The sequence below is a fragment of the Streptomyces sp. 3MP-14 genome (assembly GCF_006334905.2).
GTDB classification, from domain to species: Bacteria; Actinomycetota; Actinomycetes; order Streptomycetales; family Streptomycetaceae; genus Streptomyces; species Streptomyces triticirhizae.
Genome location: NZ_VDLZ02000003.1, coordinates 63,215 through 89,035, shown reverse-complemented (window position 1 = coordinate 89,035; position 25,821 = coordinate 63,215). Strand labels below are relative to the sequence as shown.

19 protein-coding genes and 1 tRNA gene are annotated in these 25,821 nt (G+C 73.6%); 7 read left to right on the top strand and 13 right to left on the bottom strand.

Going from position 1 to position 25,821, the window contains the following annotated elements; all coding sequences use genetic code 11:
- Positions 1–119 precede the first annotated feature (119 nt).
- The 6 genes from FH609_RS05040 to FH609_RS05015 all read left to right on the top strand — a co-directional run bounded on the left by FH609_RS05040 (position 120) and on the right by FH609_RS05015 (position 9,041).
- Positions 120–1,463 carry a hypothetical protein gene (locus tag FH609_RS05040; protein ID WP_139665973.1) on the top strand — a complete coding sequence of 448 codons (1,344 nt, stop codon included), beginning with the start codon at positions 120–122 and terminating at the stop codon, positions 1,461–1,463.
- Positions 1,460–4,015, top strand: a complete 2,556-nt coding sequence (locus tag FH609_RS05035; RefSeq protein WP_139665972.1) for a serine/threonine-protein kinase — start codon at positions 1,460–1,462, stop codon at positions 4,013–4,015. The genes FH609_RS05040 and FH609_RS05035 overlap by 4 nt, the downstream gene beginning before the upstream one ends.
- 2 nt (positions 4,016–4,017) lie before the next feature.
- Positions 4,018–5,619, top strand: coding sequence for a PP2C family serine/threonine-protein phosphatase (locus tag FH609_RS05030; RefSeq protein ID WP_139666251.1), 1,602 nt, complete (start codon positions 4,018–4,020; stop codon positions 5,617–5,619).
- A 466-nt stretch (positions 5,620–6,085) separates the two neighbouring features.
- The gene (locus tag FH609_RS05025; protein ID WP_139665971.1) at positions 6,086–7,144 is read left to right on the top strand and encodes an FHA domain-containing protein; all 1,059 of its coding nucleotides are present in this window, start codon (positions 6,086–6,088) and stop codon (positions 7,142–7,144) included.
- Between the two features lie 98 nt (positions 7,145–7,242).
- On the top strand, positions 7,243–7,977 hold the full coding sequence (locus FH609_RS05020) for an ABC transporter ATP-binding protein (protein WP_226961416.1): 735 nt from the start codon (positions 7,243–7,245) through the stop codon (positions 7,975–7,977).
- Positions 7,974–9,041: an ABC transporter permease gene (locus FH609_RS05015; RefSeq protein WP_139665970.1), complete on the top strand. Its 1,068-nt coding sequence runs from the start codon at positions 7,974–7,976 to the stop codon at positions 9,039–9,041. The genes FH609_RS05020 and FH609_RS05015 overlap by 4 nt, the downstream gene beginning before the upstream one ends.
- A 42-nt stretch (positions 9,042–9,083) precedes the next feature.
- Here the strand turns inward: FH609_RS05015 and FH609_RS05010 are convergent, their stop codons facing one another.
- The 7 genes from FH609_RS05010 to FH609_RS04980 form a co-directional block, all read right to left on the bottom strand.
- On the bottom strand, positions 9,084–9,467 hold the full coding sequence (locus FH609_RS05010; RefSeq protein ID WP_193317774.1) for a globin: 384 nt from the start codon (positions 9,465–9,467) through the stop codon (positions 9,084–9,086).
- A gap of 83 nt (positions 9,468–9,550) precedes the next feature.
- Positions 9,551–10,207 (bottom strand): hypothetical protein, encoded by a 657-nt coding sequence (locus tag FH609_RS05005; protein WP_139665968.1) that lies wholly within the window; start codon positions 10,205–10,207, stop codon positions 9,551–9,553.
- Positions 10,204–10,632, bottom strand: a complete 429-nt coding sequence (locus FH609_RS05000; protein WP_139665967.1) for an acyl-CoA thioesterase — start codon at positions 10,630–10,632, stop codon at positions 10,204–10,206. Before FH609_RS05000 ends, FH609_RS05005 begins: the two co-directional genes overlap by 4 nt.
- A 3-nt stretch (positions 10,633–10,635) precedes the next feature.
- Complete coding sequence (gene ettA / locus FH609_RS04995) at positions 10,636–12,300, bottom strand: energy-dependent translational throttle protein EttA (protein ID WP_139665966.1); 1,665 nt, start codon at positions 12,298–12,300, stop codon at positions 10,636–10,638.
- Between the two features lie 251 nt (positions 12,301–12,551).
- Positions 12,552–13,916 (bottom strand): thioester domain-containing protein, encoded by a 1,365-nt coding sequence (locus FH609_RS04990; RefSeq protein ID WP_226961415.1) that lies wholly within the window; start codon positions 13,914–13,916, stop codon positions 12,552–12,554.
- 274 nt (positions 13,917–14,190) lie between these two features.
- On the bottom strand, positions 14,191–15,957 hold the full coding sequence (locus FH609_RS04985; protein ID WP_139665964.1) for a GTPase: 1,767 nt from the start codon (positions 15,955–15,957) through the stop codon (positions 14,191–14,193).
- 30 nt (positions 15,958–15,987) lie between these two features.
- Positions 15,988–17,613 (bottom strand): dynamin family protein, encoded by a 1,626-nt coding sequence (locus tag FH609_RS04980; protein ID WP_139666249.1) that lies wholly within the window; start codon positions 17,611–17,613, stop codon positions 15,988–15,990.
- Positions 17,614–17,910: 297 nt separating this feature from the next.
- Here FH609_RS04980 and FH609_RS04975 point away from each other — a divergent pair.
- Positions 17,911–17,983: transfer RNA gene (locus FH609_RS04975), tRNA-Arg, on the top strand.
- Positions 17,984–18,366: 383 nt separating this feature from the next.
- Here FH609_RS04975 and FH609_RS04970 read toward each other — a convergent pair.
- The 6 genes from FH609_RS04970 to FH609_RS04945 form a co-directional block, all read right to left on the bottom strand.
- Complete coding sequence (locus tag FH609_RS04970; protein ID WP_139665963.1) at positions 18,367–19,323, bottom strand: NADP-dependent oxidoreductase; 957 nt, start codon at positions 19,321–19,323, stop codon at positions 18,367–18,369.
- Between the two features lies 1 nt (position 19,324).
- The gene (locus FH609_RS04965; protein WP_139665962.1) at positions 19,325–19,777 is read right to left on the bottom strand and encodes a nuclear transport factor 2 family protein; all 453 of its coding nucleotides are present in this window, start codon (positions 19,775–19,777) and stop codon (positions 19,325–19,327) included.
- A 1-nt stretch (position 19,778) separates the two neighbouring features.
- Complete coding sequence (locus tag FH609_RS04960; RefSeq protein ID WP_193317773.1) at positions 19,779–20,246, bottom strand: nuclear transport factor 2 family protein; 468 nt, start codon at positions 20,244–20,246, stop codon at positions 19,779–19,781.
- A 142-nt stretch (positions 20,247–20,388) separates the two neighbouring features.
- Entirely contained in the window at positions 20,389–21,978 is a 1,590-nt protein-coding gene (locus FH609_RS30915) for a maltokinase N-terminal cap-like domain-containing protein (protein WP_193317772.1), read from the bottom strand.
- Positions 21,975–23,771 (bottom strand): maltose alpha-D-glucosyltransferase, encoded by a 1,797-nt coding sequence (treS, locus tag FH609_RS04950; protein WP_139665960.1) that lies wholly within the window; start codon positions 23,769–23,771, stop codon positions 21,975–21,977. Before treS ends, FH609_RS30915 begins: the two co-directional genes overlap by 4 nt.
- Positions 23,768–25,750 (bottom strand): alpha-1,4-glucan--maltose-1-phosphate maltosyltransferase, encoded by a 1,983-nt coding sequence (locus FH609_RS04945; protein ID WP_139665959.1) that lies wholly within the window; start codon positions 25,748–25,750, stop codon positions 23,768–23,770. The genes treS and FH609_RS04945 overlap by 4 nt, the downstream gene beginning before the upstream one ends.
- Between the last annotated feature and the right edge of the window lie 71 nt (positions 25,751–25,821).

The following is a 25,821-nucleotide window of genomic DNA, read 5'->3' as shown; positions in this document are numbered from 1 at the left end:
GAACCCGCGCCGTCACGACCGCGACCCGGGGCCGCCCGGCCCCCGACCGTGACCTGTCCGAGTACGACCGACCACAGCCGACACACCGATAGCCGGCGGGAAAGACTGAGGGGAGAGCGATGGCCCCGGATTCCGGCGGGACAGTGCTGAGCCGCGAGGAGGTGGACCGCTCGCTGGCGCGCTTCGCGGCCGAGCACGAGGCGATCGAGACCTCGCTGTTGGCGCTCCAGGACCACGCCGGTCGCCGGCTGTTGGAGGGCGCCGACCTCACCGGCCGCACCCGGGAGCGCTGGGCGCTGGCCGAGCGGGTGCTGACGCGGCTGTGGAGCGACTTCGACCGGCTCACCGAGGCGCTGGAGACGGCCAGGGAGCTGCGGGCCCGCCGCCGGGACCCGCACCGCGAGGAGCTGCTCCAGCTGAGCATGGTGCTGGACGGGGCCAACCTCGCCGTGCCGGACGGCGAGGGCGGCGTGGAGCACCTGGGCTGGCCGGAGTTGATCGGGCGGATGAACGCGGGCTACGCCCAGGTGCTGGACCTGCTGGTCGCCGCCGACGTGGTCTGGTCGGCGCTGCCGGCCCGGATAGACCTGCTGGCCACCGAGCTGAACCGGCTGCGGGAGCTGGCGCACTCGGTCGGCGTCCGCCCTGGCGCACACCCGGCGGGCGACGAACTGGCCGAGATCACCGAGGAGTTGACCCGGCTGCGGGTCGAGGTGATCGCCGACCCGCTGGCGTTCTGGACGCCGGCCGGCGGCAGCAGCGCGCCCGGCGGCGGGCGGCCCGACACCAGCCGCTACGACCGCGCGGCCCGCGCGCTGGACGACATCAGGCGCGAGGTGGACGCCGTGATCGGGGTCCGCAAGGACGCCGAGGAGCGGCTGATCCAGCTGCGCGACGTGCTGTCCAGAGCCGACCGCACGCTGGCCGAGGCGCGCACCGCGCGGGGCGAGGTGCTGGCGAAGATCGCCGCCTCCGAGGTGCCGGCCGTCAACGGCCCGGCGCACGCGCTCCACGAGCAGCTGAGAGCGGCCGCCGACTACCGCAGGCGCTCCCAGTGGCACCGGCTCTCGCCGCTGTTGGAGTCGCTGGAGCAGCGCGCGGAGGAGGAGTTGCGGCGGGCGCGGGACTCGCTGTCCGCCGTGACCGCGCCGCTGGCGGTGCGCGCCGAGCTGCGGGGGCGGCTGGACGCCTGGCGGGCGCGGCTCGCCCGGGCCGGCCGGGCCGACGAGCCGCTGCTGGCGGAGCGGTACGACGCGGCGCGCCGGCTGCTGTGGACGGCGCCCTGCGACCTGCGGGCGGCGGAGACGGCGGTGCTGCGCTACCAGGAGGCGGCGGCCGAGCTGTTGGCGTCGCCCGAGGAGGGGCCCGGGGCCCGCGTCGCGCCGGAGGAACGGCCAGGAGGCGGCGTGGTGCCGGAGCAACGGCCCGGGAGCCGCGCGACCCGGCTGCGGGGGGAGCGATGAGCGGGGCGGTGCGGGAGGAGACCGGCCGGCCCTGCCAACGCCCCGGCTGCGGCGGCCGCTACCGGCTCGCCGAGCGCGGCCAACTGTACTGCGAAGCCTGCGGGTTGGCGCCCGTGGTGTCGGCGGACGGGATCATCGGCGACACCAGGACGCGGCCCACCTCGCCGCGCCTGGGCGAGGGACAGGACAGCGCGGGCTCGTCCGGCTCGGGCTCCGGCCGGTCGTCGCGGTCCCGCGCCTCACGGCGCTCGGTCTCGGGGCGGCTCACGCTGGGCGAGACGGGGCCGCCCACCGGGCCGTTGATCACGGTGCGCGGCACGCGGGCCACCGCGTCCACCCGTTCCCGGCTGGGCGTCGGACTGGTCACCATGCCGAGGGTGCCGCGACCCGACCCCCGCAAGGCCGTCCTGGCGAATCCGGAGGTGCCGGAGCGTAAACGGTTCTGCGGGAACAGCGAGTGCGGCGCCCGGGTGGGCCGCTCCCGCCAGGGCCGACCGGGCCGCACCGAGGGCTACTGCACCAAGTGCGGGCACCCGTACTCGTTCGTGCCCAAGCTGCGCTCAGGCGACCTGGTCAAGGACCAGTACCGCATCACCGGCTGCCTCGCGCACGGCGGCCTGGGCTGGATCTATCTCGCCGTGGACACGGCCGTCTCCGACCGCTGGGTGGTGCTCAAGGGCCTGCTGGACACCGGCGACGAGGACGCCATGGCCGCCGCGATCTCCGAGCGTCGCTTCCTGGCCGAGATCGAGCACTCCAGCATCGTGCGGATCTACAACTTCGTGGAGCATCTGGACCCGCGCACCGGGAGCCTGGACGGCTACATCGTCATGGAGTACGTGGGCGGGCAGTCGCTCAAGCAGATCGCCAACGCCCGCCGCACCTCCGAGGACCGCCGCGACCCGCTGCCCGTCGAACAGGCCTGCGCCTACGGCATCGACGCCCTGGAGGCGCTCGGCTATCTCCACGGCAGGAACCTGCTCTACTGCGACTTCAAGGTCGACAACGCCATCCAGCAGGACGACCAGCTCAAGCTCATCGACCTCGGGGCCGTCCGCAGGATGGGCGACCTGGAGTCCCCCGTCTACAGCACCGTCGGCTACCAGGCGCCCGAACTGGCCGAACGCGGCGCCTCGGTGGCCTCCGACCTCTACACCGTGGCCCGCACCCTGGCCGTGTTGACCTTCGACTTCCAGGGCTACACCTCCGTCTTCGCCGACAGCCTGCCCGACCCCGAGCACATCGAGGTGTTCCAGCGGCACGAGTCGTTCTACCGTTTCCTGGTGCGCGGTACCGATCCCGATCCCGAGGCGCGCTTCGCCTCCGCCGAGGAGATGGCCGAGCAACTCACCGGCGTGCTGCGGGAGATCGTCGCCGAACGCACCGGGCGCCCCCAGCCGGCCGTCTCCCAGCTCTTCGCGCCCGAGGCCCGGGTGGTGGACACCGAGCCACTGCCGGCGCCCAGGGACGGCGTCTCCCAACTGGGCGCCAGGGCCGCCGGCCGGCGCCGCGCCCGGAAGCCCGCCGCCGGGGCCCGCCCCGAGGGGCCGCCCACCACCGCCCCCTGGCCGGCGGGGCCGGCCGGCCCGCCGGCCCCGCCGGTGGTGCGGGTGGTGCCGCCCAACCTCAGGGACATCGCCCTGGCGCTCCCGCTGCCGCTGGTCGACCCCGAGGACCCCAACGCCGGCTTTCTCGCCGGCCTGATGGCCAGCGCGCCGGCCGAGCAGCTCGTCGCGCTGCGCCAGGCGTCGACCGACTCGGTGGAGCGCCGCCTCCGCGAGGTGCGCGCCCACCTCGAACTGACCGACCCCGCCTCGGGCGTCGCGGCCCGCGCCGCGCTCGCCGAGCTGCGCGAGCGGCACGCCGGCGACTGGCGGATCGTCTGGCACCACGGGCTGGTCTCCCTGGTGGAGGGCGACCTGGCGACGGCGGCCGGCGCCTTCGACGCGGTCTATGACGCCTTCCCCGGGGAGATCGCCCCGAAGCTGGCGCTGGCGGTCTGCGCCGAGTGGCTGGGCCAGCTCGACAACGCGGCCGACTACTACGCGCTGGTCTGGGCCTGCGACCCCAGCCATGTGAGCGCGGCCTTCGGCCTGGCCAGGGTGCGGCTGGCCGCCGGCGACCGGGCCGGGGCCGTCGCCGCCCTGGAGTCCGTGCCGGAGACCTCGGCGCACCACACCGCCGCCCGGGTGGCCGCCGTCCGCGCCAGGCTCCGCCCCGGCGCGCTCGGCGAGGACACGCTGCCCGACCTGCTGGCCGCCGGCCACCAGGTCGCGCTTTTGCGTGCCGCCGGACTGGAACCATCGTTGAGCGAACAACTGTCCTGTGAAGTGCTGGGACGCGCCCTGGACTGGCTGCTGTCCGGGGACGCGGACCAGCCCGGACGGGCGCGTCCACAGCTCCGACTGCTGGACACCCCGCTCGACGAGACGGGTGTCAGACAGGGACTCGACCGCTCCTATCGGAGACTGGCCAGGCTGGCACCGACCAGTAGTGAACGGACAGAACTGGTGGAGGCGGCCAACCGTCTCCGCCCCAGGACATGGGTGTGACGATGCCGCAGCTCGACCAACTCTCCGCCTGCCCCGGCTGCGGTGAGCCGCTGGAGGAAGACGACCGCTTCTGCGGGGTCTGCGGCACCGACCTACGCACCGCCGCCCGCTCCCCCGGCGCCCCGCCGCCGAACGGCGCCCAGGAGCGTCCCCCGGGCTACACCCCGACGGAGCACGACTTCCACCTGCCGCCGCCGCTCCAGTCGCCACCGCACCCGTCGGCCCAGCATCCCCCGGCACCGCACCCGTCGCCACCGCACCCGGGCGGCGCCGAGCGGCAGCCGCCGCCTCCGGCGGCAACCCCGCCCGCACCGACCGCACCCGCGCCGGCCCACCAGGGCCCGCCGGCGGCAGCGGCGCCCCCGCCGCCCCCGGCCCCCACGCCGGCCCAAGCCCCCGCACCGGCACCACCGGCACCACCACGAGCGGCAGCCCCGCCCACCACCCCGCCGGCCGGCTCGCCGACAGGCGCACCACCGCCAGCAGCAGCCGCACCACCGACCGCCACCACCGCCCCGGCCACCACGGCCCCGGCCGCCGCCGCGCCCGACCCCAGGGCGCACCCGCCGGCCGCACCCCCCGCCTCATCCCCGCCCCCCGGCGAGCAGCCGCCGGCCGGCGCGCCCCGCACCCCGGCGGCGCAGCGGACCGCCCCCCGGGGCGTCGACCCGCGCGCCAGCGCCGCGCCGCCGCCCAACCCCGAGCCGGTCAGGGCCCGTTGCACCGGCTGCGGCCGGGCCGAGGCGGAGACCGAGGACGGCCGGTGCGCCGACTGCGCCGCGCAGCGCGCGGACGCGCGCGACCATGTGGAACGGGAGTTGAGCGGGGTGGCCGCCGTCAGCGACCTCGGGCTGCGCCACCACCGCAACGAGGACGCGTTCAGCGTGGCGGCCACCGCGCTCTCCGACGGCACGCCCGCCGTGGTCGCCGTGGTCTGCGACGGGGTCTCCTCGTCCAGCCGCCCGCACGAGGCGTCGGCCGCCGCGTCCGAGGCGGCCGCCGAGTCCCTGCTGACCGCGCTGCCGCGCGGCGTCGCCGGGCCGCAGGCGATGCACGACGCGGTGCTCGCGGCGGCGGAGGCCGTCAACCAACTCGCCGACGCCGAACAGGAGCCCGGCCGGAACGCCCCCGCCTGCACCATCGTCAGCGCCGTCACCACCGGCGGCCAGCTGACCGTGGGCTGGATCGGGGACAGCCGGGCGTACTGGGTCCCGCAGGACGAGACGGGCGCGGCGGCGCGGCTCACCGAGGACGACTCCTGGGCCGCCCAGATGGTGGCCGCGGGACTGCTCAGCGAGGCCGAGGCGATGGCCGACCACCGGGCCCACGCGATCACCGCCTGGCTCGGCGCCGACGCGCAGGAGGTCGAGCCGCACACCGCGACCTTCCAGCCGGACCGGCCCGGGGTCGTCATCATCTGCACCGACGGCCTGTGGAACTACGCCGAAACCGCCGAGCGGATGGCCCGGTTGGTGCCGAGGGAGTCCCGCCAGGCGCCGCTGCCCAGCGCCCGGCACCTGGTGCGCCACGCGCTGGAATCCGGCGGCCACGACAACATCACCGTGGCCGTGATCCCCTTCCCCTCGCCCCCGGCCGCCAACTGACCGCCACAGGCCGCGCGTTCGGCCCGTCCGAGACACCGACCGGGCCAACGACCACCCCGCCGAAGGACCCAGCGACAGCCCCACCAACAGCGCCACCGACACACCCGCCAACCAACGCGACAGCCGGCCCGACAGCCGGCCCGTCGAACGGAACATGGCGCACCTCACAGTCTCTTGACTCTCCGCCAACCACTGACCACAGACCGTACGCGACGCCACTGACAATCCCCTCCCGAAGCCCCAACCAGCCCGCCCCGTCGGCCCGTCCCGGCCCCCGGGACCCGAGCCCGGTCCCGAAGGAAATCCCGAAGGAAGTGGACCCGCCCGACGGGGCGACCGGTACTGTTCGCTGAGGGCGCCCGTCGCGCAGACCGGTGGGACGGCCCCGCCGCACAGCAGTCCCGACGCAGTTACCGACGCAGTCCCGATACCGAGTGAAGAAGTGACGTGAGGGGGAGGCAGTTCCATGCCGACTTGCCCTAACGGCCACCAGTCGATGGCCGATGACTGGTGCGAGGTGTGTGGGCACCGCATCATGGCACCCGCCGTCGCGATGCCGCCGCCTCCGCCGGCGCATGACTTCCCCGGCCAGCCCGGCGGTCCCGGCGGCTACCCGGGCCAGGGCGGCCCGCCCGGCTACCCGGGCCACCCCGGCGGCCCCGCCACCGCGCCGATGCCGGCCGCCGAGCTGTGCCCGCAGTGCCGCACCCCGCGCGAGGCGCAGGCCCCGTTCTGCGAGGAGTGCCGGTACAACTTCCTCACCAACTCTCCCACCACCTACACCCCGCCGGCCCCCGCCTACCCCGGCGCCCCGCAGGGCGCGCCCGGCGGGCCGCCGCCCCCGCCGCCCGGCTTCCAGCAGCAGCCGGGCCCGCCGCCTCCGCAGCACGGCCACCAGCCGCCCCAGCCGCACCAGGGCCCGCCGCACCAGGGCCCACCGCACCAGGGCCCGTCGCCCCAGGCACACCAGGCGCACCTGGGCGCACCGCAGGCGCCGCCGGCCCCCGGCGGCTACCCGCCGCCCCAGCAGACCGGCGACTGGATGCTGCCGCCGCCCGGCGGCCAGCCCGCGCCGCAGCCGGGTCCGCCCGGCTACCCGGGTCAGCCCGGCGGCCAGGGCGGCGGCTGGCTGGTTTCGATCGGTCCGGACCCCGAGTACTTCACCGCGATGATGCACCGCTCGGGCCCCGAGGCCGCCCAGCTGACGCTCCCCGCCTACGCCCCCGAGCAGCAACTGCCGCTCACCGGGCCGCAGGTGACCATCGGGCGTCGGCGGAACTCGACGGGCGAGGCCCCCGACATCGACCTGTCGCGCCAGCCCGAGGACCCCGGAGTCTCCCACCAGCACGCGGTGTTGGTGGAGCAGCCCGACGGCGGCTGGGCCGTCGTCGACCAGGACTCGACCAACGGCACCACGGTCAACGGCGCGGAGGACCCGATCCAGCCGTTCGTCCCGGTGCCGCTGCGCGACGGCGACCGCGTGCACGTGGGCGCCTGGACCACGCTGCGCATCTACCGCCAGTAGCACCGGCGGGCGCCGGGGAGCACCGGCGGGCACCGGCCGGCACCGGCGAGCCCAGGGGCCCGCAACCGCCCAAATCCGGCCACGGTTACCATCGCCAAGTGACCAAAAACATACCGGCGATAGCGGTCGAGGGGCTACGCAAGCGCTATGGCGAGGTCCGGGCAGTCGACGGGGTGACCTTCGAGGTCGCGCACGGGGAGTTCTACGGCATCCTCGGCCCCAACGGCGCGGGCAAGACCACCACGTTGGAGCTGGTCGAGGGGCTGCGCGAACCCGACGAGGGCAGCGCGCGGCTACTCGGCCAGCCCTCCTGGCCGCGCGACCCCAAGCTGCTGCGCCGGATCGGCGTCCAACTCCAGGCGTCCGCCTTCTTCGAGAAGCTGACCGCGCGCGAGCAGATCCACACCTTCGCCGCGCTCTACGGCGTCCCCGCGAAGCGCGCCGACGAGATGCTGGAGACCGTCGGGCTGACCGAGAAGGCGGGCACCAGGGACGACAAGCTCTCCGGTGGTCAGGCCCAGCGGCTCTCCATCGCCTGCGCCCTGGTCCACGACCCCGAGTTGGTCTTCCTCGACGAGCCCACCACCGGGCTCGACCCGCAGGCCCGCCGGAACCTGTGGGACCTGCTGCGCGCGATCAACGCCCAGGGCCGCACGGTGGTGTTGACCACCCACTACCTCGACGAGGCGGAGATCCTCTGCGACCGGGTGGCCATCATGGACGCCGGCCGCATCCTGCGCGTCGGGGTGCCGTCCGAGCTGATCGCCGAGTTGGGCGTGAAGAACCTGGAGGACGTGTTCCTCCAGCTGACCGGACGGGAGTACCGCGAGTGAGCGCGTTCAGGAGCCTGTCCCTGGCCATGCTCAAGGGGCTGCTGCGGGACCGCACCGCGAGCTTCTTCACCCTGATCTTCCCGCTGATGTTCCTGCTGCTCTTCGGGGCGCTCTTCCAGAACGACTCGGTCTCCCGCTCGCACGTCCTCCAGTTCGGCGAGGTCGCCGTGCTGGACGAGATGCCGGCCGACCAGCGCCGAGGGCTGTCGGAGGCGCTCGACGTCGAGCAGGTCGCCGACCGGGACGAGGCGTTGGCCCGGGTCAGCGACGGCGACGCGGACGCCGTCGTGTGGGAGGACGAGGACGGCCGGATCGAGCTGCGCTACTCGGCCGCCGACGCCGCCCGCGCCGGCACCGTGCAGGGCCTGATGCAGTCCCTGGTGCAGACCGCCAACCTGGCGGAGACCGGCCAGCCGCCGGCCTTCGAGCTGGCCAGCGACCAGGTCGAGGACAAGTCGATCAAGGCCATCCAGTACCTGGCGCCCGGCCTGTTGGGCTGGGCGATCGCCATGGGCGCCTCGTTCATGTCGGCGTTCACCCTGGTCAACTGGCGCAAGAAGCGCATCCTGCGCCGGCTGTGGCTGGCGCCGATCTCGCCGGGAACGGTGATCGGGGCCAGGGTAGGGGTGAGCCTGGGGATGGCGTTCCTCCAGACCGCGCTCTTCCTCGGCGTCGCCACCATCCCCTTCTACGGCCTCCAGCTGACCGGCTTCTGGTGGCTGGCGATCCCGCTGGTCGCCTGCGGAACGCTCGCGTTCATGTCCGTCGGCCTGCTGATCGGCGCCTGGGCCAAGACCGACGAGTCGGCCAACGCGGCGCTCCAGCTGGTGATCATGCCGATGGCCTTCCTGTCCGGCTCGTTCTTCCCGCTGGACGCGAGCCCGGACTGGGTGCGGGCGATCTCCAACGCGATGCCGCTCAAGCACCTCAACGAGGCCGTCCAGGGCGTGCTCACCCGGGGCGAGGGCTGGGGCGCGGCGCTGCCGGCGATGGGTGGGCTGCTGCTCTTCGCCGCCGTGGTGACCGCCGTGGCCGCCCGCCTCTTCCGCTGGGACGACACCTGAGCGGCCCGGCCGCGTCCGACGGCACGCGGCCGAACCCCGGTGTCAGTCCGGGGTGTTGATCATGGAGCCGGCGGCGAAGACCAGGTAGTCCCACAGCTGCTTCTCCAGGGCCGGCTCCAGCTCCAGGCTGTCGACCGCGTCGCGCATGTGCGCCAGCCAGGCGTCGTGCGCGGCGCGGTCCACCGTGAAGGGCGCGTGCCGCATCCGGAGCCTGGGGTGGCCCCTGGTGTCGCTGTAGGTGCGCGGCCCGCCCCAGTACTGCATGAGGAAGAGCGCCAGCCGGTCCTCGGCCGGGCCCAGGTCCTCCTCCGGGTACATCGGCCGCAGGATCGGGTCCTCGGCCACCCCCTGGTAGAACCTGCGGACCAGCGCCCGAAAGGTCGGCTCGCCCCCGACCCGCTCGTAGAACGTCAGCTGCTGGATCATGCGTCCCATGGTCGCAGACGCCACCGACAGCCGCCCGGGTCGGCCGCGCTACGGGCCGGTAGCCCGCTGGCCCGCCGGAACGTTCAGACCGGCGTGACGCCGAGGCCGCCGACTCCCCGCACCCGCACGGCCGTTGAGCCCAGCGCGGTCCGCATCCGCAGCCAGCCACCGCGTTCCAGCACCCGCACCGGCTCGGCCGACCGCAGCAGGCCCAGGGCGTGCGCGGCGTGCACGGCGCGCAGCGGCAGCCCGGTCGCGCCCAGGGTGCGGGACCAGATCTCCTCGGCGAGCGCGTCCAGGGTGGCGCGGGTGCGCTCGTCCGGCGCGAGCGCCTCGGTGCGCTCCCGGAACTCGGCGACCACCGCCGTGGCCGACTCCCACACCGTCCGGTGCGGCAGCTCGGCCAGCGGGCGCCAGCCGCCGCGCGGCGGCAGCACCCCCGCCCACGAAGGGCCCGTCACCGCGCCGGGCAGCCGCACCGCCCCGCGCTCCTCGTCCAGGGCCTCGACCAACTCGCCCACCGAGACCGTGCGATCCAGCCCGGCGGGCTCGTTCAGCCGGACGGGACGGACCGCCAGCACCTCGAACCTGGCCGGCCGGGTGAAGATGGCCAGCACCTCGCCCTCGACCTTCAGCCGGGCGGCCGCCGTGCGGTCCCAGCGCAGCTGCCGGGCCAGGAAGGCGACCAGCTCGGCCGCCTCCCCGGCCTCGGCGAAGGCCAACTCGGGCTGGTCGGTCATGCCGCCGTGGCGCTCCCCGCCTGGTCGTCGTGGTAACGGGCGAGGAACTCCCGCTCCTGGTCGGTCAGTCGGCGCGGCTTGCCCACTTCGAGGTCGTAGGGCACGACCACGGTCTGCGCCGTGACATAGACGGTCCGTTCGTCCTTGATCTCATAGCCGACCGTGACCGAGGCGAAGCCCAACTTGGTCACCCACAGCTCGATCACGACCGGCTCCGGTCGGTGAACGAGCGGCCTGCGGTAGTCGATCTCGTGCCGGGCGACCACCGAACCGCCGGTGAACGCACCCGAGTCGGCCTGCCGCGCCAGCCGGAACATGAAATCTATCCGCGCCTCCTCCAGATAGCGCAGGAAGACCACGTTGTTGACATGGCCGAACGCGTCCATGTCCGACCAGCGCAGCGGGCACTCGAAACGATGCCGCATCGGCTAGCCCCGGGTCAGCTTCTTGTAGCTGGCGCGGTGCGGGCGGGCCGCCTCCGGGCCGAGACGCTCGATCTTGTTCTTCTCGTAGGACTCGAAGTTCCCCTCGAACCAGAACCACCTGGAGTCGCCCTCGTAGGCCAGGATGTGCGTCGCCACCCGGTCCAGGAACCAGCGGTCGTGGGAGACGACCACGGCACAGCCGGGGAACTCCAGCAGCGCGTTCTCCAGCGAGGAGAGCGTCTCCACGTCGAGGTCGTTGGTCGGCTCGTCCAGCAGCAGCAGGTTGCCGCCCTGCTTGAGGGTGAGCGCCAGGTTGAGGCGGTTCCGCTCGCCGCCGGAGAGCACCCCGGCCGGCTTCTGCTGGTCGGGCCCCTTGAAGCCGAAGGCGCTCACATAGGCGCGCGAGGGCATCTCGACCTGGCCCACGTTGATGTAGTCGAGCCCGTCGGAGACGACCTCCCAGAGCGTCTTCTTGGGGTCGATGTTCTCCCGGGACTGGTCGACGTAGGAGATCTGCACCGTGTCGCCGACCCGCACCGAGCCGGAGTCCACCGGCTCCAGGCCCAGGATCATCTTGAACAGCGTCGTCTTGCCGGCGCCGTTGGGACCGATCACGCCGACGATGCCGTTCCTGGGGAGGGTGAACGACAGCCCGTCCACCAGGATCTTCTCGCCGAACGCCTTGCCGAGGTCGGACGCCTCGACGACCACGTTGCCCAGCCGGGGGCCCGGCGGGATCTGGATCTCCTCGAAGTCCAGCTTCCTGGTCTTCTCGGCCTCGGCGGCCATCTCCTCGTAACGCGCCAGCCGCGCACGGGACTTGGCCTGCCGGCCCTTGGCGTTGGAGCGGACCCAGTCCAGCTCCTCCTTGAGTCGCTTGGCGCGCTTGGCGTCCTTCTGGCCCTCGACCTTGAGGCGGGTCTGCTTGGTCTCCAGGTACTTGGAGTAGTTGCCCTCGTAGACGTAGGTGCGGCCCCGGTCCAGCTCCAGAATCCACTCGGCCACGTTGTCCAGGAAGTACCGGTCGTGGGTGATGGCCACCACGGTGCCCGGGTACTTGGCGAGGTGCTGCTCCAACCACAGCACGGACTCGGCGTCCAGGTGGTTGGTGGGCTCGTCGAGGAGGAGCAGGTCGGGCTGTTCGAGAAGGAGCCGGCACAGCGCGACGCGGCGCTTCTCGCCGCCGGAGAGGTTGGTCACCGGCCAGTCCCCTGGCGGGCAGCCCAGAGCGTCCATGGCCTGCTCAAGCTGCGCGTCGAGGTCCCAGGCGCCGGCGTGGTCCAGCTCCTCCTGGAGCTGCCCCATCTCCTCCATCAGCGCGTCGGTGTACTCGGTGGCCATCTGCTCGGCGATGGCGTTGAAGCGGTCGAGCTTGGCCTTGGTCTCGGCGACGCCGTCCTGGACGTTCTCCAGCACCGTCTTGGACTCGTCGAGCGGCGGCTCCTGGAGCAGGATGCCGACCGTGTAGCCGGGGGCGAGGAACGCGTCCCCGTTCGACGGCTGCTCAAGACCGGCCATGATCTTGAGCACCGTGGACTTGCCGGCGCCGTTGGGACCCACGACACCGATCTTGGCCCCGGGCAGGAAGCTCAGGGTGACGTTGTCCAGGATCACCTTGTCGCCGTGGGCCTTGCGCGCCTTGCGCATGGTGTAGATGTACTCAGCCAAGAGAAACCGTCCGGCAGCAGTCGTCAGTGGGTGGGAAGCCTGCCACCATCCTGCCGCATCGCCGTGCGCCGAACGAAACCGGTGCCGGGTGCGCGGGCGGGGCGGGGGCGGGCGTGACGCGTGGGGAACAACGCGAGGGGGCGGGCCCCGGGTGGGACCCGCCCCCGGTGCCGGACGAGTGCTCGTCCGGCCCTCGTCACGTCAGCGGGGACGCGACGACCGGTGTGTCGATGGAACCCTCAGTCCCTCGGTCACTCCCCGGCGGTGGTGGAGCGGCGACGGATGAAGAGGACCACGCCGGCGCCAACGACCAGGAGGGCCACGGCGATCCCGCCGATCAGGGCCGGGTTGCCGCCGCTGCTGCCGGTCTCGGCGAGGTCGGTGTCGCTGTCGCTCTCGCCGCCGGTGCTGGCCGGGGCGGGCTCGTTCTCGTCGATCTGCTCCTGACCGCCGTCGTCGCCGGTCTCGCAGTCGAGCACGCCGCTGAAGACCCAGGGCTCGGCGCCCTCGATGGCGTTCTCGATGGTGATCTCGTACGCCTGGCCGTTCTCGACCGGGACGACCACGGCCTGCGACTCGCCGGCGGCGATCTCGTAGGACTCGCCGTCCAGCTCGAAGGTGAACGGAACGTCGCCCTCGTTGGTCGCGGTGATCTCGACGCCGCCCTCGGCGCACTTCTCGACCGCGTTGACCGCGACGGCGGGCTGGCCAGGGGCGGCCCAGCTGACGCTGGCGCCCGCGGTGACCGAGGAGTCCGAGGAGCCGGCCAGGATCATGGTCTGGGTCCGGGTGTCTATGCCGGTGAACGCGCGGCCGACGGGCACCTGGGAGGTGGCGGTCGCGGTCAGCGAGGCGCTGCCGTCGGCCGCGTCCTCGGGCACCGAGAAGTACAGCTCGGTGCCGTTGCTGACCGGCTGGTCCTCGGTGATGTACTCGCCGTTGACGTCGACGATGGTGACGCCCTGCTCGGCGGCGCTGGCGTCCGGGGCGACGAAGACCGAGTCGGCGCTGGTGTTGACCGTGACCGGGCCGATGATCTGGCCGGGCTGGCCGGAGACCTGCGGCGGGGTCAGCTCCAGGGAGGCGCCGGGCTCGGCGACGTCACCGGCGTTGGCCAGCAGCCAGTCGGCGAGCTTGGCCGCGTTCTCGTTCTGCGGAACGGCGTCCACGCCGTCCGACAGCTCCCAGATCGCCGCCTGGGTGCCGGCGGCGGCCTGCTCCTCGTCGAGCGACTCGGCGCCGGCCTGCTCGGCCAGTGTGGCCAGGTCGTTCACCACGGGGTAGGAGTTCTGCAAGATCCAGTGGATCTTGCCGGCGTCCGGGTTCCCGTGGAGCGTCGAGGACTCCCAGCCGGTCTCCTTGTACTGGGCACCGCTCTGCGCGCCAGTGGCGAAGTCGATGCAGTAGGTCTTCAGCGTGCCGCCGTCCTCGGCGGTCAGATAGAACAGGCCGGCGCCGTAGGTGTTCGTCGAACCGTTGTAGGTGACGTCCACCGCGTCGCTGACCCGCAACCCGTCGAGGACCGCGGTGGCTCCTCCGCTGCGCGGGTTCAGCTCGTCGGCGGCGGCGGGGCCGGCGGCGGCGAGAGCGCCGCCCGCGAAGAGCCCGGTTGCCACGGCCGTGGCCGCAAGGCGGGATAGAACCCGCTTGCGCGCGTGCATCATGTGTGTGTCCCCTCCACGAGATCACAGGGCGCAGCCGTATCTTCCGACGGCACGCTCATCAACATCCCCGTGCGTACGGTGGATCGTAGAGAGGCAGTTCGACGATGTCCCCGCCGGACGGGTGACTCACACATTCCGAAGTGGAATCGTTACCTGGGGAGTTCGTCGAACGCCTCACCGAGGACCATGGTGGGGCACACGCCGGAATCCCGCCGGAGCCTGTGGATTACTGGCCGGATGTGGACAACTCCGTCCCCCCTACGGGTGAAGCGGCCACCACGAACCGCTCCCGCACCTCCCGATAGCGCATCAGCTCGGCCGCCACCGGCTCCAACACCTGACGGTGCCCCAACTCGGCGGCCAGCCGGCGCAGTCGCCACTCCTCGGCCCGCCCGTAGGCGTGCGCCGGTCCGCGCGCCGCGATCCGGCAGCCCCAGGCCAGCAGCGGCCCGCCCACCGAGCCGACGGTCAACAGCAGCAGCGGCAGCCACCGGCCCATCACCGGATCGCCGATCAGCACCGTCAACAGCCAGCACAGGCCCAGCAGTTGGGTGGCCAGCAGCACCGCCTGCCCGGCGGCCGCCGCCGACCACCAGCCGGGGCGCGGCGGGCGGCCCCGCTCCCGGTCGCCCAACGCCCGCTCCAGCGCGCCCGGCAGCGTCTCGGCGCCGCGCCAGGCCGCCTCCCGCACGGCCCTGGCCCAGGGCTCGGGCAGCCCCTCGGCCGCCTCGTCGGCGAGCTGCCGCACCGCGTGCTCGACCGTCGGCGCCGAGACGGCCGGCGAGGCGTCGCCCCGCAGCCGCTTGGCCGCCAACGCCGGCGGCTCGCCCCGCCGTTCGGCCTGCCGCGCGCCGAGCCGCCGCAGCCCCTGGGCCAGCGGCGTGCCGCAGGCCCGGTCGGCGCGGCGCAGCCAGCCGCGCTCGGCGGCCAGCCCGGCCGCCGGCGCGCCCACGGCCGCCGCCAGCCGGTCGTCGAACTCCTCCCGCACCTCGTCCGTCAGCCCCGCCGGCGCCTGCGCGCCGTCCGCCACATACACCGGCTCCAGGCGCCGCGCGACGCTGTCCACGTCGGCCGCCAGACGCCGGGCGGCCGCCGTCCTGGCCGCCACCAACTCGCCGATGAGCTTGCGCAGTTCGCCAACGCCGTCGCCGGTGAGCGCCGAGCCGGCGAGCACCCAGGCGCCCGGCTCGCCGTGCTCCCCCAGCGCCACCCCGCGCTCGTCCAGCAGCCGCCGCAGGTCGTCCAGGACCGCGTCCACCGCCTCGGGCGGCAGCCGGTCCGCCTGGTTGAGAACGATCAGCGACACGTCGGCGTGCCCGGCGAACGCCCCCAGATAGCGCTCGTGCAGCAGCGCGTCCGCGTACTTCTCCGGGTCGACCACCCACACCACGGCGTCCACCAGGCCCAGCAGCCGGTCCACCTGCTCGCGGTGGGCCGGGTCGACCGAGTCGTAGTCCGGCAGGTCCAGCAGGATCAGCCCGCGCAGCCCCGGGTCCAGCACATGCGCCCGCCGCCGCGCCCTGGCCGGCACCCCGAGGCGTTCCAACAGCCCGTCCGGACTCTGCCCCCGGCCCGCCTCCCAGGTGCAGGAGACCGGCGAGGCGGTGGTCGGGCGGCGCACGCCCGCCTCCGAAAGCTGCGCCCCGGCCAGCGCGTTGAAGAGCGTGGACTTCCCGCTGCCGGTCGCGCCGGCGATGGCGACCGTGGTGTACGCGCGGGGCAGCCGGTCCCTGGCCGCCGCCTCGTCCAGCACCCGGCCCGCCTCGGCCAGCACCCGCTCGTCGAGCCGGGTGCGGGACAGCCCCACCAACTCGCGCAGCGCGCCCAGCCGCACCCGCAGCGTGCCGTCCTCGACGGTGCCCGTCGTCCCGGTGCCGCCGGCGGGGTTGGGTGCGGCCGGCACCGCGGGTGCGGCCGGTGCGGGGGCGGGTTCGCGTGGCTCGGGACCCGCCCCGAGCCGGGGATGGCGGCCGGCGGTCTGGTGCTCGCTCACGTGACGCTCCTCAAGGGTTCCTTCGCGGTCTCAGACGGTGGTGTGGCGGGGCTCGGCCCGCACGGCGGAGAGGGCGGAGACCAACGCGACCTGGGTGTCCACCGCGATCCCCAACCGGTGCAGCGGTGCCCCCCTGCGCTGCTTCTCCGCGCCCAACGCCCGGGTGACACAGGCGGTCAGCTGCTGGTTGCCCTTCTCCCGCAGCCGGGCCGCGCCCCTCGGCCCCAGCGCGCCGGCCAGCGTCTGCTGGGCGACCGTGGCGGCCCGGCCGCCGAGCAGCGCGGTGGCCAGCAGGGCGGCGGTCTCCCCGTCCTCGCTGGGGCTGGAGCGGGCCGGCGCCGGCTGGCCGAGCATGACGGGCGCGTGCCGCACCTCCTCCACCAACTCCTCCAGGCAGCGCCGCAGTCGGCGCACCACCACGCCGACCCGGTCGGCCACCGCGCCCGGCTCCTCCGGGTCGGGCGGCGGGGCGCCGCCGACCGCCCGCCAGGCGGCGTCGGTCCGCTCGTCGGCGGTGGCCACCGCCTCGACCAGCAGCCCGGTCAGCGCGGCGGTCAACGCGTCCAACAGCTCGTCGGCGCTGGAGTCGTCGGGGAACGCCAGCCAGTGCGCCCGCGCCTCGCCGGCGAGCAGGCCGCCCTCGGCGAGCGTGGCCCGCACCCGCCGGTCGGCCTCGGCGTAGGTCTCGTCGAGCCGCTGGTCGAGGCGGACGGCGGTGGCGTGCTGGAGCGCGGCGGCGCTGGCGAGCGCCATCACGCGCCCGCGCAGCGACGCCAGGGCGCCCCGCGCGGTGCGCAACGCGGCCAGCGCGCGCGCCTCCCGATCCCGCGCGCGGTGCGCCAGCCACTCCCGCAACCCTGCTACGGCCGTCGCCGGCAGAACGCCGGAGCCACCCCGCGCGGACTCCGGCAGCTCGGGAACGGTGAACCGGGGGATCGAGCCGAGGCCGGCCCGTTCCAGCAGCGCGCCGTAGTGCCGCGAGACCTCGGCGGCCAACTGGTGCGGCACCCGGTCGAGAACGGTCACCACCGTCACGTCGTACTCGCGCGCGCTGCGCAGCAGATGCCAGGGAACGGCGTCCGCGTAGCGGGCCGCCGTGGTGACCAGCACCCAGATGTCGGCGGCGCCCAGCAGGTCGGCGGCCAGGTCGCGGTTGCCGGCGACGAGGGAGTCGATGTCGGGGGCGTCCAGCAGGGCCAGCCCGGCCGGCAGTGCCCTGGTCGTCTCGACCGCGAGCGCCGGCTGGCCGTCGCGCCGCACCGGCGGCGGCTGTTCGGCCTCCTGCCGGGGCATCCAGACCCGGCCGAACTGGGGCAGCACCCGCTTTCCCGAGAACCAGTGGTGGTCGTCGGGGTGACAGACCAACACGGGGGTGCGGGTGGTCGGCCGCAGCACCCCGGCCTCGGTGACCCGGCGGCCGACCAGCGAGTTCACCAGCGTGGACTTCCCGGCCCCGGTGGAGCCGCCGACCACCGCGAGCAGCGGGGCGTCCGGCTGCCGCAGCCGGGGCAACAGGTACCCGTCGAGCTGGGACAGCAACTCCGCGCACGACCGCCGCGCGCGCTCCGCCCCGGGCAGTTCGAGGGGGAAGCGCGCGGCAGCGAGACGCTCCCGCAGGAGGGTCAGAGCGTCCAGCAGTTCGGGCCGTGCGTCCAAGATCGCCACATGCGCAGAATGCCCAACTTCAAGCGGTTTCCAAAGCATATTCCGCCGAACGACGCCCCAAGCCGAGCCCGGGGCCGCGCGGCGCGGCATAACGAGTGCGCAACACCCCTCCCCGGAGCGTTCAAAACCGCTGCGCACTTCGCACTCGCCTGCGATTATCGGGGCTGCTTCACTGGATCTCCACACGTGGGGGCTGCCGTGAAGCAACCGGGGCGAACCCCTCGACGCTCTATCCTGTGCGCGGCGAGGTCACCGAGGGGGCACCGTCCCACGCCATGACCATGACCGGCCCCCGTAGCTCAGCGGATAGAGCAGGTGCCTTCTAAGCACTTGGCCGCAGGTTCGAGTCCTGCCGGGGGCGCCCAGCGCAAGGATGCCCGAGCGCCTCGTCGCGCTTCCCTCGTCGGTCGGTTGTGTCCGTTTGGAAAAACTCGCGGGCACTCTCGCGGACGCGCGGCGCCGGGACATCGTTGCCCACCTCACCAGGCCATCACCCGGGCCCGAGGGACGCCGGAACGCGACCGCCGGTCGGTCGGATCGTCTGATCCGACCGACCGGCGGGGCGTGGCACCGTGCCGGCCCGGTTCACTCTTCCGGGCCCATCTCTCCGCTCGCGCAGGATCTTCACCGGCGCGGGCTCGGGGGCGAGCTACGACGCGCGGTCTCCATGGCGCGCCCCGCGAAGACCCGAACGGGACGGCCCGGGTCTCCCGGGGTCCGCCCCGCGCCCGGGCGGGGCGCCGCTCAGCGCGGGCCGCTCGCCGGCTCGGGGGCGACGCTGAGGACGAGCTTCGACAGCCCGTGCCCCCGTTCCATCACCTCGTGGGCGAGGGCGGCCTGTTCGAGCGGCAGCACCAGGGACACCCGGGGCGCCAGGGCCCCGGCCTCGACCAGCTCCGTGAGCCGCGCCAGGCCCGGGCCGTCCGGGTGCACCACATGGTGCACCAGGCGGACCCCGCGCGCTGCCGCCGGTTCGGCGAGCGACCCCGGGCCGGCCGCCGCGCCCGGCACCCGGGCGAACACGCCGCCGGGCCGCACGGCGGCCAGCAGCGCGTCGTCCCCGACGCAGTCCACCGCCACGTCCACCCCTGGGCCGTCCTCCGCCCGTGGCAGGTCGGCCCGTTCCACCACCTCGTGGGCGCCCAGCTCGCGCAGGACGGCGTGGGCCGTCGGGCGCGCCACGGCGATGACGTGGCAGCCGCGCGCCCGGGCGAGCTGCACCACCAGGTGGCCAACGCCCCCGGCGGCGCCGTGCACGAGCACCCGCTGCCCCGCCGAGGCCCCGGCGCGCTCCAGCGTCTGGGCCGCCGTCAGCCCGCTCAGCGGCAGGGCCGCGCTGAGCTGGTGCGGCAGGTTCACGGGCTTGGGCGCCAGCTCGGCAGCGGGCGCCGACACGAACTCCGCGTAGCCTTGGGCCAGTTCGGGGAAGCGCGGCATCCCGTACACCTCGTCGCCCGGCGCGAACGCGGTCACCCGCTCACCGACCGCCTCGACGACGCCCGACACGTCCCAGCCCCACACATAGGGTCCGGCGCCGAACCAGTCGGCCGCCAGGCCGCTGCGGCACTCCCAGTCCGCCGGGTTGGTGCCGGCGGCCACGACCCGCACCAGAACGTCGTCCGGGCCCGTGGCGGGAAGGGGAACGTCCCGGAGGCCGAGCACCTCGGAGCCCCCGTACTCGTCTGCCACCACCGCGCGCATGTCACTCCTCCGAGAAACTGTCGTAGTTCTCCACGAAACCGGCCGGGTTGAAGTACTCGACGAAGTGCGCGATCTTCCCTTCGGCGTCGAAACGGAAGAGGCCGAAGCTCTCGTTCGTGTAGATTCCGCCGCCCACGAGTTGGCAGAGCGGGCGCCACCGGGCAAGCATCAGATCAGGGTCGGCCATCGGCTCGAACTCCAGCAGGAGATAGCGCAGCCGCTCGAATCCGGACGCGATGTTCCGGTAGAGAACGCGTATGTCGTCCCGGCCGTTGATCTCCCGGGGCAGGGCTCCGGTGGCATAGGGCACCAACTGGGTCCCGTCGGCCGCCCACAGGGTGGACCACTCGTCGATCGCGCCCTCCTCCAGGAGCCGGAAGTAGCGGCGCAGGGAGTCGATGTTGCGGTCCCTGCGGTCGGCCGCCGGGAGCGTCTCCCGTTCGGGCAACGCCATGTCAGACAGCTCCTCTGCTCGGGCGCTGGGCGTGGACGAGCGCGGTCGCCGCCGCCGGGTCGAAGAACTCGGTGGCCACCGCGATCCGGCCGTCGGTGTCGAACTCGAAGATGCCGAAGTGCTCGTTCGTGTACGCGTCGCCGGCGACGAGCCGTCCCCGGGGGAACCAGCGGGCCGCCACCCGGTTCGGGGCGTCCAGGGGCAGCGGCGCCAGCTCGCCGAAGTCCACCTCACGGAACGCGGCGACCTGGGCCCGCTGGAACGCGTGCACGTCCGCGCGGCCGGTCAACATGCGGGGCACGCCCTCCGGCGCATAGGGCAGAAACGCGACGCACCGCTCGGCCCAGAGGTCGATCCAGGCGTCCGTGTTCTTCTGCCGCAACAGACCGAAGTAGTTGCGCAGCGTCGCGACATGGCGTTCGCGCAGCTGCTCCGGAGAGCGTCTCTCGTTGGGGGCCACGAAACTCACCTCCCTTTCCTTCCACATTTCTTTTCCGACGTTTCGATTCAACAGTTCCGCGTGGTCGGGGAACAATGTCGCGCGGACAACGTGGCCCGCATTGGGGGCAGTTAACGGAGTAGCGGCGGCACGGGACGCGGCCCGCCCCGACCTAGAGGAGGTCGTGGGCCCGTGGCGAGCCCGAGGCGATCTCGCGGGCGTAGCGGCGGATGGCCGCCAGCGGCAGGGTGGCCCAGCGGGGGCGCCAGCGCGTCTCGTAGACGGCCTCGTAGACGGCCTTGTCCGCCAACAGGGCGCGCAGCAGCAGCGGTTGGTCCCTGGGGTCGGTGCCGGAGCGCTCCGCGTAGCCCTCGCAGAACGCGACCTGGCTGCGCCGGGACCACTCGTCGGCGAGCCGGAGCGCCGCCGGGTCGGGCACGGTCGGGTGGCCGGGCTCGATGAACTGGTGGTGGGCGGCGTAGTCGAACGAGCGGAGCATCCCTGCCACGTCGCGGAGCGGGGACCGCATCCGGAGGCGTTCGTCCTGGCTGGCGGCGGGCTCGCCCTCGAAGTCGACGAGGAGCCAGTCCGTCGGGGTGCGCAGCACCTGCCCGAGGTGGAGGTCGCCGTGGACGCGCTGGATGGTGACCTCCTCGACCGAGGTCTCGACGGCGGTGAAGATCACGTCGAGGGAGGCGGCGTAGCGGTCGAGGGTGGATATCGCCCGCCGGGCCGCCGCCAGCCGGTTCCGCATCTCCCCGACCACGGTGACGATGCCGTCCCGCCCCAGCACCCGGGTGCCCCGGGCGCGGGCCAGGCCCGCGTGGACCTCGGCGACGGTGCGGCCGAGCCGGCGGGCCTCGGAGGCGAAGTCGCCGCCGGCCTGGTCCGGTGGCTGGCCGCCGGCGAGCAGGTCGCGGACGCTGCCGAGGGCCATGGACCAGCCGTCGGCGGCGTTGGCCACATAGCGTTGGACCACCGCGTAGGTGACGGGCCGGCCGTCGAGGGTGCCCTGGGCCGAGCCGAGGATCTCCGGAACGTGCCCGGCGCCGCCCACCTCCAGCAGGGCGCGCGGAAGTTCGAGGTCCTGGTTGACGCCGGGCTGGAGGCGGCGGAAGAACTTCAGCAGATAGCGCTCGTCCAGCACCACCGAGCTGTTGCTCTGGTCCACGCCCAGCGGTCGCGACGTCCTGGTGCCGGCGGTGGGCAGTGGCTCGGCGCCGGGTTCGGCGGTCAGGCGCAGGTCGCCCCAGGCGTGGTTGGCGGCGATGCCGTGCAGGAACAGGGTGGTGATCTCGCGGTCGGCCAGGGCGTCGTAGCAGACCAGGCCGTCCAGGGCGGCGATCACGCCGGGTTCGATGGCGGGCGGCAGCTCGGCGCGCAGCCCGATCGGCACCTGGTAGAACTCGGTCGGGCCGCCGTCGGTGAACTCGACGCGGAGGGTCAGCAGGATGCCTCGGCAGCCGCCATCGGCGAGCCGGTCGACGAGCGGGATGCGCTGCTCGACGGTCACCTCGTCGATGATCCGTTCCTTGGCCGCGAACCAGCGCTGCCAGGGCAGCCAGGCGGCGAGCACCCAGGACAGCCGCGCGGGCAGCGGCGCGGTGCCCGCGGAGTCGACGGCCGGGTCAACGGCCGGGTCAACGGCCGGGCCCGTGGCGGGCGTCCGTTTCTCGTCCCGGGGTCGTGTCTCGTCCGGGTCGGCGCCGTCGTGGTGCTCGTGGTGCTCGTGGCGGTCGGCGCCGTCGCGTGGCGGGCTCATGGGGTGGGCTCCTCCTCGGGCGCCTCGGGGGCGCGGGACGTGGGGGCCGGCTCGCTGTCCTCCGCGGGTTCGAGGGAGAACCAGTAGAAGCCGTGTCCCGGCAGGGTGAGCGCGTAGGGACCGTCGCCGACGGGCGGGAACGGGACGCGGCCGGTCAGCTCGACGGGCGAGGCGCCGACGTGCGGGGTCAGTTCGAGGTCCACGGGCTGGGGGAAGCGGGAGAGGTTGTTGACGCAGACCACCAGGTCGTCGGTGCCGTCGGGGCCGATGTGGTGGCGGGTGAAGGCGAGGATCGCCGGGTTGGAGACGTGCAGCTCGCGGAACTCGCCCAGGCCGAAGGCCGGGTGTTCGGCGCGGATGTGCAGCATCCGGCGGGTCCAGTGCAACAGCGAGGAGGGCGTGGCGAGTTGGGCCTCGATGTTGGTGGACTGGTAGCCGTAGATGGTGTCCATGATCGGCGCGAGGTAGAGCTTGCCCGGGTCGGCGGTGGAGAAGCCGGCGTTGCGGTCGGGCGTCCACTGCATCGGGGTGCGGACGGCGTCCCGGTCGCCGAGCCAGATGTTGTCGCCCATCCCGATCTCGTCGCCGTAGTAGAGGATCGGCGAGCCCGGCAGCGACAGCAGCAGCGCGGTGAAGAGTTCGAGCTGGTCGCGGTCGTTGTCGAGGAGCGGGGCGAGGCGGCGCCTGATGCCGACGTTGGCGCGCATCCGCGGGTCCTTGGCGTACTCCGCGTACATGTAGTCGCGTTCCTCGTCGGTGACCATCTCCAGGGTCAGCTCGTCGTGGTTGCGCAGGAATATCCCCCACTGGGCGCCGGACGGGATCTTCGGCGTGGTGGCCAGGATCTCCGAGACGGGGAACCGGGACTCGCGGCGCACGGCCATGAAGATGCGGGGCATCAGCGGGAAGTGGAACGCCATGTGGCACTCGTCGCCGCCGGTCTGCGGGTCGCCGAAGTAGGCGACGGCGTCCTCGGGCCACTGGTTGGCCTCGGCGAGGAGCACCCGACCCGCGTACTCCGCGTCCACGACCCGGCGGACCTTCTTCAGGAAGGCGTGGGTGGCCGGCAGGTTCTCGGAGTTGGTGCCCTCGGCGGCGTAGAGGTAGGGCACGGCGTCCAGCCGGAAGCCGTCGATGCCGAGGTCCAGCCAGAACCGCAGGTTGTCCAGCATGGCGTCGTGGACGCGGGGGTTCTCGTAGTTGAGGTCGGGCTGGTGGGAGAAGAAGCGGTGGAAGTAGAACTGGCCGCGCACCGGGTCGTAGGCCCAGTTGGAGGTCTCCGTGTCCACGAAGATGATCCGGGCGTCGGCGTAGCCCCGGTCGTCGTCGGCCCACATGTAGAAGTCGCCGTAGGGCCCGTCCGGGTCGCGGCGCGACTCCTGGAACCAGCGGTGCCCGTCGCTGGTGTGGTTCATCACCATGTCGGTGATGACGCGGATGCCCCTGGCGTGCGCGGCGTCCACCAGGGCGACGAAGTCGTCGATCGTGCCGAAGTCGGAGAGCACGGCGCGGTAGTCCCGCACGTCGTAACCGCCGTCCCGCAGCGGGGAGTCGAAGAACGGCGGCAGCCACAGGCAGTCCACGCCGAGCCACTGGAGGTAGTCCAGCTTCTCGCGTAGGCCCCTGAGGTCGCCCGAGCCGTCGCCGTCGCTGTCGTGGAACGCGCGGACCAGCACCTCGTAGAACACGGCGCGCTTGAACCAGTCCGTCTCCGGGGTGAGGGCGAGGGAGCGCGCCAGGTCCCGGCGGGGCGGGGTGGGGCCGCCGGGGCGCGCGATGTCGGGGGTGGTCATCGGGGGCTCCAGGTCAGCAGGTGGGCCACCGCGACCCGGGGGTCGATCACCAGCCGGGTCGAGGCGCTCAACGTCCGGTCCTCGCCGGTGATGTCGTCGTGCGCGACGACCGGGGTGCCGGCGGGTCGGCCGAGGGTCTCGGGGGTGAGGGTGAGCGTGACGTCGGCGGGGGCGGTGGGGTCCAGGGTGATCACGCACAGCGTGCGTTCCCCGGTGGCGGGGTCGGTCTTGGTGAACGCGAGCACCGCCTCGTGGTCGCACGGGTGCACGGTGAGGTGGCGTTGCTGGCGCAGCGCGGGCCGCGCGCGGCGGATCGCGTTGAGCCGGGTGATCCAGGGGGCGAGCGAGCGCCCGGCGGCCAGCGCCCCGGCGAAGTCGCGCGGCCGCAGCTGGTACTTCTCCGAGTCGAGGTACTCCTCGGAGCCCGGCCGCAGCGGGCGGTGCTCGTAGAGCTCGAAGCCGGAGTAGACGCCCCAGGTCGGCGCCATGGTGGCGGCCAGCGCTGCGCGGATGGCGAACATGGCGGGGCCACCGTGCTGGAGGCTGGCGTGCAGGATGTCGGGGGTGTTGACGAAGAGGTTGGGGCGCAGGAAGTGCGCGGAGTCCGCCAGTTCGCGGGCGTAGTCGGCGAGTTCGTCGCGCTCGGTGCGCCAGGTGAAGTAGGTGTAGGACTGGGTGAAGCCGAGCCTGGCCAGGCCCTTGAGGACGGCGGGCCGGGTGAACGCCTCGGCCAGGAAGAGCACGTCGGGGTGGCTGGCCTTGACCCGCCAGATCAGCCAGTGCCAGAACTCGGCCGGCTTGGTGTGCGGGTTGTCCACGCGGAAGATCCGCACGCCGTGGTCGGCCCAGAGGCGCACGATCCGCAGCACCTCGGTGGCCAGCCCGGCCGGGTCGGCGTCGAAGTCCAGCGGGTGGATGTCCTGGTACTGCTTCGGAGGGTTCTCGGCGTGGGCGATGCTGCCGTCCGGCCGGTGGGTGAACCACTCGGGGTGCTCGCTGACCCAGGGGTGGTCGGGGGCGCACTGGAGGGCGAGGTCGAGCGCGACCTCCAGGTCCAGGGCGCTGGCGGCCTCGACGAAGGCGTCGAAGTCGTCCCAGGTGCCCAGCGCGGGGTGGACGGCGTCGTGCCCGCCGTCGGCGGAGCCGACCGCCCAGGGCGAGCCGACGTCGTCGGGCCCGGCGGTGAGCGCGTTGTTGGCGCCCTTGCGGTGGATCTCGCCGATGGGGTGGATCGGCGGCAGATACACCACGTCGAAGCCCATTCCGGCGATGCGCGGCAGCTCGGCGGCGGCCGTGGCGAAGGTGCCGTGTAACGGGCGGCCCGCCGCGTCGCGTCCGCCGGTGGAGCGGGGGAAGAACTCGTACCAGGCACCGGCCAGGGCGCGCGGCCGGTCCACCCAGACCGGGTAGGCGTCGCTCTCCGTCGTCAACGCGCGTAACGGGTGCAGCCGGGCCAGTTGCGTGACGTCCGGGGAGAGTGCCAGCGCCACCCGGTCGGGCAGCGGGAGGGTGGCGTCCCGCAGCCGCTCGGCGGCGCGCCGCAGGACGCCGACGCGCTCGGCCTCCCGCATCCCGTCGGTCATGCGCTCCAACAGCCGTGCGCCGGACTCCAGTTCGTTGCCGAGTCGGTCCGCCGGCTGGCCGTCGTCGAGCTTGGCGCGCAGCGCGTGGCGCCAGGTCTCCCAGGGCGCGCTCCAGGCGGTGACGCGGAAGGTCCACAGGCCCGTCTCTTCGGGCACGACGGTGGCCTCCCACCGGTCCTCGCCGGGATCGGCCAGCCGCAGCGGCACGGTCAGTTCGCGGCGCTCGGCGTCGTGACCGAGGGGGCCGGTGAACGTGACATGGGCGGCGAGGGTTTCGTGCCCCTCGCGCCAGATGACCGCAGAAACCGGCAGGTGTTCACCGACGACACATTTCGCCGGATACTCTCCCCCGTCAAGAACGGGGTAAATTGCCTCAATCTTCAGTCGTTTTCCCATCCTCAATCCTCAGGTAGTGGGACATGCCCCGCCAGCCTCAGGATGCGCCCGCCGGGGATTCGAGGGGGAAT

What these genes read in the sequence shown, in the direction of transcription:
- FH609_RS04970 (WP_139665963.1), bottom strand. Translation starts at nt 19,323, where the DNA reads ATGCGCGCGGTGGTGGCAGACGAGTACGGGGGCTCCGAGGTGCTCGGC.
- FH609_RS05035 (WP_139665972.1), top strand. Translation starts at nt 1,460, where the DNA reads ATGAGCGGGGCGGTGCGGGAGGAGACCGGCCGGCCCTGCCAACGCCCC.
- treS (WP_139665960.1), bottom strand. Translation starts at nt 23,771, where the DNA reads ATGACCACCCCCGACATCGCGCGCCCCGGCGGCCCCACCCCGCCCCGC.
- FH609_RS30915 (WP_193317772.1), bottom strand. Translation starts at nt 21,978, where the DNA reads ATGAGCCCGCCACGCGACGGCGCCGACCGCCACGAGCACCACGAGCAC.
- FH609_RS04945 (WP_139665959.1), bottom strand. Translation starts at nt 25,750, where the DNA reads ATGGGAAAACGACTGAAGATTGAGGCAATTTACCCCGTTCTTGACGGG.
- FH609_RS05005 (WP_139665968.1), bottom strand. Translation starts at nt 10,207, where the DNA reads ATGACCGACCAGCCCGAGTTGGCCTTCGCCGAGGCCGGGGAGGCGGCC.
- FH609_RS05025 (WP_139665971.1), top strand. Translation starts at nt 6,086, where the DNA reads ATGCCGACTTGCCCTAACGGCCACCAGTCGATGGCCGATGACTGGTGC.
- FH609_RS04965 (WP_139665962.1), bottom strand. Translation starts at nt 19,777, where the DNA reads ATGGCGTTGCCCGAACGGGAGACGCTCCCGGCGGCCGACCGCAGGGAC.
- FH609_RS05040 (WP_139665973.1), top strand. Translation starts at nt 120, where the DNA reads ATGGCCCCGGATTCCGGCGGGACAGTGCTGAGCCGCGAGGAGGTGGAC.
- FH609_RS05010 (WP_193317774.1), bottom strand. Translation starts at nt 9,467, where the DNA reads ATGATCCAGCAGCTGACGTTCTACGAGCGGGTCGGGGGCGAGCCGACC.
- FH609_RS05030 (WP_139666251.1), top strand. Translation starts at nt 4,018, where the DNA reads ATGCCGCAGCTCGACCAACTCTCCGCCTGCCCCGGCTGCGGTGAGCCG.
- FH609_RS05000 (WP_139665967.1), bottom strand. Translation starts at nt 10,632, where the DNA reads ATGCGGCATCGTTTCGAGTGCCCGCTGCGCTGGTCGGACATGGACGCG.